Source organism: Janthinobacterium sp. GW822-FHT07H10 (genome assembly GCF_058798675.1).
In genome coordinates this window covers 1-12205 of the sequence record NZ_JBXAKS010000001.1, presented here as the reverse complement: position 1 = coordinate 12205, position 12205 = coordinate 1, and the positions used below count along the sequence as shown (strand labels likewise).

The following is a 12205-nucleotide window of genomic DNA, read 5'->3' as shown; positions in this document are numbered from 1 at the left end:
TCACGCCATCGACAGCTGTTTCAGGGCGTCGCGGTAGCGCCGGCTGACGGGCACCTCGCCGCCCGTGCTCAGGCCGATGCGTGCCTCGCCCGACTCCAGCGGCGTGATCGTTTGCACGAAATCGAGGTTGACGATATAGCTGCGATGCACGCGCACAAAGCGCTTGCCATCGAGGCGGCGCTCGATGGCCGCCATGGTCGAGCGCAGCGGGTAGTCGTGGCCGCGCACATGCAGGTTCACATAATTGCCCCAGGCCTGTATCCATTCGATGTCGGCCGCGGGCAGCAGGAAATCCTTGCCCAGCTTGCGCACCAGGAAGCGTTCCGGCTGCTCCACCGGTTCCACGGCCGCCCCTGCATCGGGTTCGCCCAGCAAGGTCGCCTCGCCTTGCCAGCGCATCAGCAGCAACTGGTAAAAACCGGTGAACAATAAAATGGAGAAGTAAGTACGCACATCCTTGACATACTCGTATGGCAATTCGCGCCACCAGTCGCCGAAATCGTAATCGCTGCCCTGGCTCCAGTACGCGAGCTTGCGCAAGGCCACCATGGCCAGCACATGCACCAGGCTGTAGACGAGCGACGCGGCCAGGTGCCAGCGCAGGTTCCGGCGCTGGAACACCAGGTGCAGGGGACGCAGCTGGTTGGCCAGGATCACCACCGGTACCAGCGCCAGCAACACCAGGTTGCTGCTCCATTCCCACACGGCCACTTCCCAGAATGGCGTCGCGAGCCCGGCGCGCACGCGGTCGGCCCAGCTGATCCAGCAGTTGAGCGAAGTTTGCAGCAGATACAGGACGATCCAGAAAGCTGGCTCGGCGAGCTTGCGCCAGCGTTGATATCGTTGCAACAAATCGGTGGAAGAAAGGCGCATGGTGGCGGACGGTGAATGAGTTGCATGATTGTAATGTCCCACCGCCGTCCCGGCGTCGCCGCTTGTCACAAACTGCCCGCAATTGGTCACTTTTCACTGGGTCGGCCGCCGCGACCTGCCTATGCTCGGGCATTCCCACACCAACGTCCCCATCGCCCATCATGAGCATCCATTCTCGCCGTTACGATATCGACGCCTTGCGCTTTCTTGTCTTCAGCCTGCTGATCGCCTACCACACGGCCATGCTGTATCTGGACGGCGCCGCCTTCCATATGAAAAGCACGTACTTGACGGAAACGTTGAATTTCCCCATGGTCTTTATCAACCGTTGGCGCATGGAAATCGTCTTCCTCATTTCCGGCGTGTCGTGCGCCATGATGACGCAAGCGTCCCGTGGCGCTTTCCTGCGGCGCAGGCTCGCGCGCCTGCTGCTGCCCCTGCTCTTTGGCGTGCTGCTGGTGGTGCCCGTGCAGCCGTATTGCGAAGGCGTCAGCAACGGCCTGGTCGAGCCTGGCTATGGACAATTCCTGCTGCATTATTTTGGCGGCTACGCCTGGCCGGCCGGCGCATTTACGGGCTGGAAAACCAGTTTTACCTGGAACCATCTGTGGTATCTCGTGTATCTGCTGCTGTACACCCTCGTGCTGGCGGCGCTGCAGCCGCTGCTGGCCCAGGCCAGGCCGCTGTTCACGAGACTGCGCGGCTGGCGCCTGCTGATCCTGCCCGCCCTGCCAACGCTGGCGGCAACCGTCTTCCTGAAACTGCGCTATCCGGAAAACCACGCGCTGCTCAAGGACTGGTACGCGCACGCCATCTATTTCACCATGTACCTGTATGGCTGGTGGCTGGGCAATGACAAGGGAGTGTGGCAGGAACTGGCCCGGCTGCGCTGGCATGCGCTGTTGCTGGCGCCATGCGCGTTTGCCGTGTATCTGGGCTTTGACCTCGTGTATTCGGAAAACCTGCTGACCTGGGCTTCGGCCGGCTCCTGGCCCATGCGCAACCTGTACATGTGGCTGGCCATCTGCGCCATCCTGGGCTGGTCGTACACCTTGCTGAACCGGCCCTTTTCCTGGCTGCCATGGGCGCGCCAGGCGGTCTTTCCCTGGTACATACTGCACCAGAGCGCGATCGTGCTGCTGGCGTACTGGCTGGTGCCGCTGCGGCTGGGTCCCGTGCTCGAGCCATTGCTGATACTGGCCGGCACGGTGGCGCTCTGCTGGCTGGGGACGTCGCTGTTGATCAGCAAGGTGAGCTGGCTGCGTCCCTGCTTCGGCTTGCCCGCCCTGCCACGAAGAGCCGTAGCGGCGGACACAGCCTTGCCTGCAAATTAAGCAGCTTTCTTTTCGTCACGCAATTGCCGGCGCAAGATCTTGCCGACGTTGGTTTTCGGCAATTCATCGCGGAATTCGATGTATTTCGGCTTCTTGTAGGCCGTCAGTTCATGCTTGCAATGCTCGCGGATCTGTTCCACCGTCAGGTTCGGATCCTTACGCACGACAAACACTTTCACGGCTTCGCCCGAGTTCGCATCGGGCACGCCGATGCACGCGCATTCGAGCACGCCCGGACACGACGCGACCACGTCTTCCACCTCGTTCGGATACACATTGAAGCCGGAGACGATGATCATATCTTTCTTGCGATCCACGATCTTCACGTAGCCGCGCTCGTCCATGACGCCCACGTCGCCCGTCTTGAAATAGCCGTCCGCCGTCATCGACTTGGCCGTCTCGTCCGGACGCTGCCAGTAGCCGGCCATCACTTGCGGGCCGCGCACGGCGATCTCGCCCGGTTCGCCCAGCGGTACTTCCACGCCATCGTCGTTCAGGATCGCCACTTCCGTCGACGGGAACGGCAAGCCGATGGTGCCCGTGAATTCCGTGATGTCGACGCGGTTGCCCGTCACCACGGGCGACGTTTCCGACATGCCATAGCCTTCGATCAGCGGGCAGCCCGTCAGTTTCAGCCAGCGCTCGGCCACGTTGCGCTGCAAGGCCATGCCGCCGCCATTGCACACCTTGTAGCTGGAGAAATCGAGCTTGGCAAACTCGGCATTGTTCAGCAGCGCGTTGTACAGCGTATTGACGGCCGGGAAGACGACGATCTTGTGCTTGGACAATTCCTTGACGAAACCGGGAATGTCGCGCGGGTTCGGGATCAGCACGTTCAAGCCACCCACGCGCATGCCCATCAGGGCGCTGACCGTCAGCGAATAGATGTGATACAGGGGCAAGGCGCACATGAAGCCCATCGAGGTGGCGCGCATTTCCTTGGTCATCACGGGCGAAATCCACGCCTCGTTTTGCAGCACGTTGGCGATCACGTTACGGTGCAGCAGCATGGCGCCCTTCGACACGCCCGTCGTGCCGCCCGTGTATTGCAGGAAGACGATATCGTCATGGCCCTGCTGCACGGGCGTCAAGGTCAGGCGCGCTCCCTCGGCCAGCATCTTGTTGAAGCTGATGGCGCCAGGCAAGGAAAACGCGGGCACCATTTTCTTGATCTTGCGCACGACGAAGTTGACAATTGTGCCTTTCAGTCCGCCCAGCAAGTCGCCCATGGTGGCAACGATCACATGCTTGACCTGGGTATGCGGCAATACCTGCTCGACCGTGGTGGCAAAGTTTTCCAGCACGATGATCGCTTCACTGCCCGAATCGATCAGCTGGTGCTGCAATTCGCGCGGCGTGTACAGCGGATTGACGTTGACGACTGTGTAGCCGGCGCGCAAGATTGCCGCCATCGCCACCGGATACTGGAGCACGTTCGGCAACATGATCGCCACGCGCGCGCCCGTCTTCAGGCCCTTGCTTTGCAGCCAGGCGCCCATCTGCAGCGACAGCTTGTCGAGTTCGCGGTAGGTGAGGAATTTATCCATGCACACGAAAGCGTTGCGGTCCGCGTATTTCTGGAACGATTCTTCCAGCAAATGCGTGACGGAACGATACTGCGTGCAGTCGATCTCTGCGGGAACGCTGTCCGGGTACGACTTCAACCAAATCTTGTCCATCAATTGCCTCATCTTTATCTGTATTAAAGGGGGCGCAGCCTTGGGCGCCCCCGGCACTGTTTATGCTGCTATCTTCTTCTCGTCGCGCAAGGCGCGACGCAAAATCTTGCCAACGTTGGTCTTCGGCAGTTCATCGCGGAATTCGATGTATTTCGGCCGCTTGTAGCCCGTGAACTGTTCCTTGCAATATGCGGCCAGCACTTCCTGGGTCAGGTTCGGGTCCTTGCGCACGACGAACACTTTCACGGCCTCGCCAGAATGTTCGTCCGGCACGCCCACGCAGGCGCACTCGAGCACGCCCGGATGGGCCGCGATGACGGCTTCGACCTCGTTCGGATACACATTGAAGCCGGAGACGAGGATCATGTCTTTCTTGCGATCCACGATCTTCACGTAACCGCGCTCGTCCATGATGCCCACGTCGCCCGATTTGAAGTAACCGTCTTGTGTCATCACCTTGGCCGTCTCGTCGGGGCGGTTCCAGTAGCCCGTCATCACTTGCGGGCCGCGGATGGCGATCTCGCCCGTCTGGCCCAGCGGCACTTCCTTGCCGTCATCGTCGAGGATGGCGATGTCGGTCGACGGCACGGGCAAGCCGATGGTGCCGGAAAACACCGTGGTGTCGGCGCGGTTACAGGTAGCAACCGGTGATGTTTCCGACAAACCATAGCCTTCGATGATGGAGACGCCCGTCGCCTGCAGCCATTTGTCGTTGACGGATTGCTGCACCGCCATGCCGCCGCCATTGGCGATCTTCAAGCCCGAGAAGTCGAGCCGGGCAAAGTCGGGGTGATTCACCAGCGCGTTGTACAGCGTATTAACTGCCGGCAACAAGTTGAATTTGTACTTGCCCAGTTCCTTGATCAGGCCCGGGATATCGCGCGGATTCGGAATCAGGATATTCAGCGCGCCCACGCGCGTGCCCCACATCGCGCACGCCGTCAGCGCGAAGATATGGTACAGCGGCAAGGCGCAGACGATGATCAGCTGCTCCTTGCTGTTCTGGTCGAGCGCCGCGCCCGACCACGCTTCGCTCTGCAGCACATTCGCGATCACATTGCGGTGGCTCAAGGTCGCGCCTTTCGACACGCCCGTCGTGCCGCCGGTGTATTGCAGGAAGGCGGCGTCGTTGATGCTCAGCTCGACCGGCGTGAGTTTCATGCGGCTGCCCAGCGCCAGCGCCTGCTTGAAACGCATGGCGTTCGGCAGGGAATACGCGGGCACCATCTTCTTGACGTTGCGCACGACAAAATTGACGATCATGCCCTTCAAGCCGCCGAGCATCTCGCCCATGCTGGCAACGATGATGTGCTTGACGGCTGTCTTGCTCAACACCTGTTCGAGCGTATGGGCGAAGTTTTCCAGCACGATGATGGCTTCGCTGCCCGAATCGTTGAGCTGGTGCTCGAGTTCGCGCGGCGTGTACAGCGGATTGACGTTGACCACCGTGTAGCCGGCGCGCAGCACGGCGGCAATCGCCACCGGATACTGGAGCACGTTCGGCATCATCAGGGCGACTCTGGCCCCTTTTTTCAAGCCCCGGCTTTGCAGCCAGGCGCCCAGCTGGCGCGAATAGGTATCGAGTTCGGCATAGGTGAGAAATTTGTCCATGCAGACATAGGCATTGCGGTCCGCATATTTTTGAAACGCTTCTTCCAGCACATGCACCAGCGAACGATATTGATCAGGATTAATGTCGGCAGGTACGCCGGGAGGGTACGACTTCAGCCAAATTTTTTCCATCCTGTGCCTCTTGTCTCGAATAATCGTGGGGAGCCGGCGCACCTTGCCGGCGCGGATCATTGCTGCGGATTCTGTCGTCCTGCAGTCAGTTTGAGCATTCTGACGAGCAATTGCTCTATGCTACTAACGCGATGCTATCGGTCGCCGCGCTTCCATGCAAGCGCTTTCAACAGTATTCGAGCAGCAACTCTAGGGCAGTTTTGTGCTGCATTGCAGCATGATAAATACGCCGTTGCAGGATCGTTCGCCTCGGCGTGCGGGGCAATCTTTACGGGTCAGGGGCTGGACAATTGTTCCAGCGCACGCCTGCGCTCAGGCTTCTTGATCTGAGACATTGTGTGCACTGCAGCATAAAAAGCACGAAAGTTCTTTTTTTCTTCCAGCAATTTTTTGAAGGCAGGCAAAAATTCATTGTAGGTGGACACGGAAGCCAGGTGCGCATTGCTCAATGGCTGCTCGAACCAGCGGTCATAACCGGCAAAACCGCCCCAGTTTTGCCGCTGCACCTGATACGCCTCTTTCAACTCGGCAAATAGCTGCGCCTTGCGCGCCCGCTTCTGCGCATCGCTGGCGTCGCCCGCATACACGGCTTCCAGTTCGCCCCGGTAGTGCAGCAGCAGGGCGAGGAAATCCTGGCGCCGCGCCGCATACCGGGCATAGGCGTCGCGCATGGCGTCATTGCCCTCGCGCGCCAGCCAGCGCTGCACGCCCGCTTCTTCCACGGCGCCGGCAAACGATTCGTTGAAGGAGGAATCGCCGGGCACGTACACCACCTGGTGCGCCAGTTCGTGGAAGACCAGACGCGCCAGCTCCGCATCGTTGTAATGGATAAAGGTCGACAGCAGCGGGTCGTCGAACCAGCCCAGCGTGGAATACGCGGGCACGCCGCCCACCTGCACGTCGTAATGCTGGGCCCGCAGTTCATCGGCGTAGGCCAGGGCCTCGTCCTTGCTGTAATAGCCGCGGTAGCTGACGCAGCCGGCGACGGGAAAACACCATTGCAGCGGCTGCAGCGACAGTTCCGGCGTGGCCACCACATTCCACAGCACGAACGGCCGCGACAAGGCGGCGTATTGCGTGTAGCTGCCATTGTCCGGCAAGTCCAGTTCGCTGACGGCAAAGCGACGGATCTGCTGCGCCTTGAGCAGGCGGGCCTTCAGGCGCGGCTCGGTGGCAGGGTCGTTCATCCAGTCGTCGACGGGACGCGCGCCGGACCACAACGCATACTGTCCCTGCGCCGCCTGCGCGTAATAGCGCAGCTGCGTGCAGCCGCCCAGCGACAGGCACAGCATGCCTGCCAGCAGCCGGGCCGGCCAGCGCGCCATGTCAGCCGGCCTTTTCCACTTCGACCAGCGTGTCGTAGAAGGTGGGAGCGCGGCCCATGTCCGTCAGGCGCTGGCTCGTCACTTCATTGGCGTTCTTGCCATCGCTGGCCAGTTTCTTCCACCACACGGACAGGCCCACCACCAGGCCTTTTCTTGCCTTGTCCGTCACCCTGGCCTTGGCCACAAAACTGCCGCGGTCATTGAAGATGCGCACCATGTCGCCGGCCGCGATGCCGCGCGCGGCGCCATCCTCGGGATGGATATCGAGGTGCGGCTCGCCTTCGGCCGCGCGCAGGCTGGTCACGTTGACGAAAGTGGAATTCAAAAAATTGCGGGCCGGCGGGGAAATCATCGCCAGCGGATAACGGGCTGCCAGCGCGGGATTGCTGGCCAGCGATTCGTACGGCGCGATATACGTGGGCAAGGGATCGAGTCCTGCTTGCGCCATGGCATCGGAGTAGAACTCGCACTTGCCCGATGGCGTGGGGAAGTCGCCGTCGGCGAACGGCGCCTCGGGCATGGCCAGTTTTTGCCAGCCCGTGCGTTTCAGCGATTCCCAATCGAAATGCACGGCCCGCGCATGGGTCGCGTCAAACGCCTGCGCGGCCAGCGCATCGTCGCTTTCCTGGAAGCACGGGTCATCAAAGCCCATGTGCTGCGCCAGCAGGCGGAAAATCTCCGTATTCGCCTTCGCCTCGCCCAGCGGCGCCACGGCCGCGTTGTTCGCCATCATGTACAAATGGCCATACGTGGCGTGCGCGTCGACATGTTCCAGCTGCGTCGTGGCGGGCAGCACGATGTCGGCGTAGTCGACGGTATCGGTCTGGAAGTGCTCGAGCACGACCGTAAATAAATCCTCGCGGGCAAAACCCTGCGCCACTTTCGAGGAGTCGGGCGCCACGGCCAGCGGATTCGAGTTGTAGACGATCACGGCTTCGACTTGCGGGCCGAATTCGGGCGAGCTTTCCTTCAACAGATCGTCGCCGATGGTGCTCATGTTGATGGTGCGCGGGCTTCCCTTCAATAAATCGGGACGCTGCAAGGCCTTGCGGTTGACGGGGAAGGAACCCGAACTCGACAGCTGCATGCCGCCGGCAGCATGGCGCCAGGCACCCGTCAGCGCGGGCAGGCAGGCGATATTGCGCACCGCCATGCCGCCCCCGTGCACGCGCTGCACGCCGTAGTTGGCGCGGATGGCGGCACCGTCACCGTTACGGCAAGTCTGGCCGTACAGGCGTGCCAGTTCCACCACTTCCGTGGCGGTGATGCCGCACACCTCGGCCGCGCGCTCGGGCGGCCATTCCAACGCGCGCTGTTGCAACGCGTCATAGCCAACAGTGTAGCGTTCGATATAGTCATGATCGAGCCAGTCTTCCGTGATCAAGACATGCATCAAGCCCAGCGCCAGGGCCGCGTCGGTGCCGGGCAGCAGGGCGATATGCTGGTGGCATTTCTCGGCCGTCAGCGAACGGTAGGGGTCGATGGCGATCAGGGTGGCGCCATGGCGCTTGGCTTCCTGCGCGCGCATCCAGAAATGCAGGTTCGAGGCGATCGGATTGCCGCCCCAGATGATGATCAGCTTGGCATTCTGAAACTGTTCCAGGTCCGTGCCGATGCTGGCGCCCACCGTATAGCGGTATCCGGTGGCGCCGGCCGAGGCGCAGATGGTGCGGTCCAGCAGGGAAGCGCCCAGCTGGTTGAAAAAGCGCGACGACATCGACTCGCCCTGCACCAGGCCCATGGTGCCGCAGTAGCTATACGGCAAGATCGCTTGCGGATCGCGCGCGGCGATCGGTTTCAATCGGGCCGCGATGGTCTGCAATGCCTCGTCCCAGCTGATGGGCTCGAACTTGCCCTCGCCTTTCTTGCCCACGCGGCGCAGCGGCGTCAACAGGCGGTCCGCATGGTAGGTGCGCTCCGTGAAGCGCGACACCTTCGTGCACAGCACGCCAGCCGTGGTCGGGTGGTCGGGATCGCCCTTGACGGCCGTGGCGATGCCGTCGGTCACCGTGACCAGGAGGGCGCAGGTATCGGGGCAGTCGAGCGGGCAGGCGGCGCGCACTTGGGTCGTGGTCATGGTGCAATCCAAAAACGTTGGCGGAAGGCGATACTGTAAACCATTCCGCACGCTTGCTGTTGGCGCCATGGCAAGCTCGGCCGTGCGCTGGATTTCCCCGGCAAACAAGGGCTACAATGCATTATTAGCCGCGCCTGTTTTTGATCAGACAAACGCGGTCCGGCGCGCCCTACATGGCTGCGCGCCAGCATCCACAGGAGAGTCCCATGAAACTAGTTGATCCCATCTTGGCGTTTCAATCCGAGCTGCAAGCTATCCGCCGCGACCTGCACGCCCATCCCGAGCTGTGCTATGAAGAACAGCGCACCTCGGACGTCGTCGCCGCCAAACTGACGGAATGGGGCATTCCCGTGGTACGCGGCCTGGGCCGCACGGGCGTGGTCGGCATCATCCAGAATGGCACGTCCAAGCGCGCCATCGGCTTGCGTGCCGACATGGATGCTCTTCCCATGCAGGAAATGAATACCTTCGAGCATGCTTCGCGCCATCCGGGCAAGATGCACGCCTGCGGCCATGACGGCCACACGGCCATGCTGCTCGGCGCCGCCCATCACCTGGCGCAGCACCGCCATTTCGACGGCACCGTATACCTGGTCTTCCAGCCGGCCGAAGAAGGCGGCGCCGGCGCGCGCGAAATGATCGAAGACGGCTTGTTTACCCGCTTTCCCATGGATGCCATCTACGGCATGCACAACTGGCCGGGCGCAGAAACGGGCACCCTGAGCGTGGTGCCAGGACCGATGATGGCTTCCAGCAATGAATTCCACGTCACCGTGAAAGGCAAGGGAGCGCATGCGGCCCAGCCGCACAAGGGCATCGATCCCGTGATGGTGGCCGTGCAAATCGCGCAAAGCTGGCAAACCGTGATTACCCGCAACAAGAGCCCGCTCGACACGGCCGTGCTGTCGATCACGCAAATCCATGCGGGCAGCGCCACCAATGTGATCCCCGATGACGCCAGCCTGGTCGGCACGGTACGCACCTTCACCACGCCCGTGCTGGACTTGATCGAAGAGCGCATGCGCGATATCGCCGTGCACACGGCCGCCGCCTTTGGCGCCGAAGTCGATTTCCACTTCAAGCGCAACTACCCGCCGCTGGTCAACCATGCGAAAGAAACGGCGTTTGCCGTCGAAGTGATGCAGAGCGTGGTGGGAGCGGACAAGGTCAACGCCAATGTCGAACCCACCATGGGTGCCGAGGACTTTGCGTTTTTCCTGCAGGAAAAAGCCGGCTGCTACATTTTCATCGGCAATGGCGATGGCGAGCACCGCGATGGCGGCCACGGCCTGGGACCGTGCGTCCTGCACAATGGCAGCTACGACTTCAACGACCATCTGCTGCCGATCGGCGCCAGTTTCTGGGTCAAGCTGGCCGAAGCGAGCCTGCCCGTCACTTGAATCAGCTCAACTTGTCCGGACCGCCGCCCAGGCGCTGGCCCGGATTCAGCGCTTCCAGGGCCAGCAAGGCGGCCGCATGGTCCGCCGTCGGATAGGTGGCGGCGATGCTGTCATAGCGTTGCGTCACCAGTTGCGTCACCGGCAAGGTGACATGGGCCGCCTCGGCCGCCGCAAGGATATTGTGCATGTCCTTGATCTGGCTTTTCACCTGGCCACCGGCAACGAAATTACGTTCAAGCATGCGTTGACCATGCACATCCAGAATCTTGCTTTCGGCGAAGCCGCCACGGATCGCGGCCCGCACGGCACTCGCATCGGCGCCGGCCGCCTGGGCCAGCAGCAACGCTTCTGCCACGATATTCAGGGTCGCGCCGACGATCAGCTGATTGCATAACTTGGCCACTTGGCCGCTGCCGGCCGGCCCCACCAGGGTCGGCCGCCCCATTGCCGTCAAAATATGCTCCACGCGCGCATAATCGCTGGCGCTGGCGCCGGCCATGATGGCCAGGCTGCCAGCCTGGGCGCCGCCGACGCCCCCCGAAACGGGTGCATCGACAAAGGCATGGCCAGCTGCTTGCAAGGTGGCATGAAATTGCTGGGCTTCGGCTTGCTTGGTGGAACTCATATCGATCCAGATCGCGCCAGCCGGCAGGGCCGGCAACGCATCTTGCAACACCTGCGCCACGATGGGACCCGCCTCCAGCATCGAGATGATCACGTCCGCACCATTGACCGCCTCGGCGATGGAAACGACAGGCTGCGCCCCTGCCGCACGCAGGACTTGGGCCTTGCTGTGCGTGCGATTCCAAATTGTGACAAAATATCCAGCGTGCAGCAGGCGCCGGACCATCGGATCCCCCATCAGACCGATACCGAGAAACGCGATTTTTGTAGAGAATGTCAATTGAACCCCTGAGATCAACAAGTGGCGAAAGCGGCATGCAAAGCAAGCTTGCGCCTGCGCAAACAAGACAGCAGCCTATCGGCCAATTTTACGATGAAAGCCTCTATGTTCTTCAAGAAGAATCTCCTCAAATCCATCGCCGCCATTACCGCGCTGATGGCGGCCAATGCCGGCTTTGCCGCCGACGACAAACTGATCGACTCCGTCTACGGTGAATACGCCAAGGGCGTAAAGGTGCAAATGGTGCGCGCTGGCGTGACCTCGAACTGGGATAAGGCCTGGTTCGTATCGAATGGCACGCAATTGAGCGGCTACTGGGATGCCAGCATCGGCGGTTGGGATGGCAAGAGCTATCGCAATGTCCCTGGCCAGCATCAAAAACTGTGGGATCTGGGTTTTACCCCCGTGTTCCGCTTTGAAAACACGAATAAACTGGGCTTCTATGCTGAAGGCGGCATAGGCGTGCATATGCTGTCCAAGCTGTACGATAACGACGATAACCGCCTGTCGACCCACTTCCAGTTCGGCGACCATATCGGCGTCGGCTATATCTTCAATAACAAATGGGAAGTCGCTGCAAAGATCCAGCATTTCTCGAACGGCGGCTACAAGAAACCGAATAGCGGCGTCAATTACATGAACATCAAAGTCGCTTACCATTTTTAATGGGCGTGATAAATGACAAAGGCACCGCGTAGCGGTGCCTTTTTTTATGCCTGCCATTCGATGGCGTCAAACAACAGCGCCAGACGAAAAAAAACCCCACCATCACTGGCGGGGTTTTCTTCTACTGCGTATAACAAGCCTGACGATAACCTACTTTCACACTGGTTGCAGCACTATCATCGGCGCAAAGTTGTTTCACGGTCC

10 protein-coding genes are annotated in these 12205 nt (G+C 61.0%); 4 read left to right on the top strand and 6 right to left on the bottom strand.

Annotated elements, in window-relative coordinates; all coding sequences use genetic code 11:
• On the bottom strand, positions 1 to 873 hold the full coding sequence (locus tag AC1RDJ_RS00050; RefSeq protein WP_493026168.1) for a LytR/AlgR family response regulator transcription factor: 873 nt from the start codon (positions 871 to 873) through the stop codon (positions 1 to 3).
• A 161-nt stretch (positions 874 to 1034) separates the two neighbouring features.
• Here AC1RDJ_RS00050 and AC1RDJ_RS00045 point away from each other — a divergent pair, with 161 nt between their 5' ends.
• Positions 1035 to 2207 carry an acyltransferase family protein gene (locus tag AC1RDJ_RS00045; protein ID WP_493026167.1) on the top strand — a complete coding sequence of 391 codons (1173 nt, stop codon included), beginning with the start codon at positions 1035 to 1037 and terminating at the stop codon, positions 2205 to 2207.
• On the opposite strand, the gene AC1RDJ_RS00040 is transcribed toward AC1RDJ_RS00045, so the two are convergent.
• From AC1RDJ_RS00040 to AC1RDJ_RS00025, 4 genes are all read right to left on the bottom strand, one after another.
• Positions 2204 to 3886 (bottom strand): long-chain-fatty-acid--CoA ligase, encoded by a 1683-nt coding sequence (locus AC1RDJ_RS00040; RefSeq protein WP_071321662.1) that lies wholly within the window; start codon positions 3884 to 3886, stop codon positions 2204 to 2206. The genes AC1RDJ_RS00045 and AC1RDJ_RS00040 overlap by 4 nt on opposite strands.
• A 60-nt stretch (positions 3887 to 3946) precedes the next feature.
• Positions 3947 to 5629: a long-chain fatty acid--CoA ligase gene (locus tag AC1RDJ_RS00035; RefSeq protein ID WP_071321661.1), complete on the bottom strand. Its 1683-nt coding sequence runs from the start codon at positions 5627 to 5629 to the stop codon at positions 3947 to 3949.
• Between the two features lie 275 nt (positions 5630 to 5904).
• Complete coding sequence (locus tag AC1RDJ_RS00030; RefSeq protein ID WP_493026166.1) at positions 5905 to 6954, bottom strand: aminopeptidase; 1050 nt, start codon at positions 6952 to 6954, stop codon at positions 5905 to 5907.
• Between the two features lies 1 nt (position 6955).
• Positions 6956 to 9031, bottom strand: coding sequence for a molybdopterin-containing oxidoreductase family protein (locus tag AC1RDJ_RS00025; protein ID WP_493026165.1), 2076 nt, complete (start codon positions 9029 to 9031; stop codon positions 6956 to 6958).
• A gap of 206 nt (positions 9032 to 9237) precedes the next feature.
• On the opposite strand from AC1RDJ_RS00025, the gene AC1RDJ_RS00020 reads away from it, so the two are divergent.
• Positions 9238 to 10431 carry a M20 aminoacylase family protein gene (locus tag AC1RDJ_RS00020; RefSeq protein WP_071321659.1) on the top strand — a complete coding sequence of 398 codons (1194 nt, stop codon included), beginning with the start codon at positions 9238 to 9240 and terminating at the stop codon, positions 10429 to 10431.
• Position 10432: 1 nt separating this feature from the next.
• On the opposite strand, the gene AC1RDJ_RS00015 is transcribed toward AC1RDJ_RS00020, so the two are convergent.
• Positions 10433 to 11335: an NAD(P)-dependent oxidoreductase gene (locus AC1RDJ_RS00015; protein WP_493026164.1), complete on the bottom strand. Its 903-nt coding sequence runs from the start codon at positions 11333 to 11335 to the stop codon at positions 10433 to 10435.
• Between the two features lie 93 nt (positions 11336 to 11428).
• Here AC1RDJ_RS00015 and AC1RDJ_RS00010 point away from each other — a divergent pair, with 93 nt between their 5' ends.
• Positions 11429 to 12001 (top strand): acyloxyacyl hydrolase, encoded by a 573-nt coding sequence (locus AC1RDJ_RS00010; protein WP_232251014.1) that lies wholly within the window; start codon positions 11429 to 11431, stop codon positions 11999 to 12001.
• Between the two features lie 12 nt (positions 12002 to 12013).
• The coding region (locus tag AC1RDJ_RS00005) for a hypothetical protein (protein ID WP_493026163.1) at positions 12014 to 12205 on the top strand (192 nt) is incomplete at its 3' end.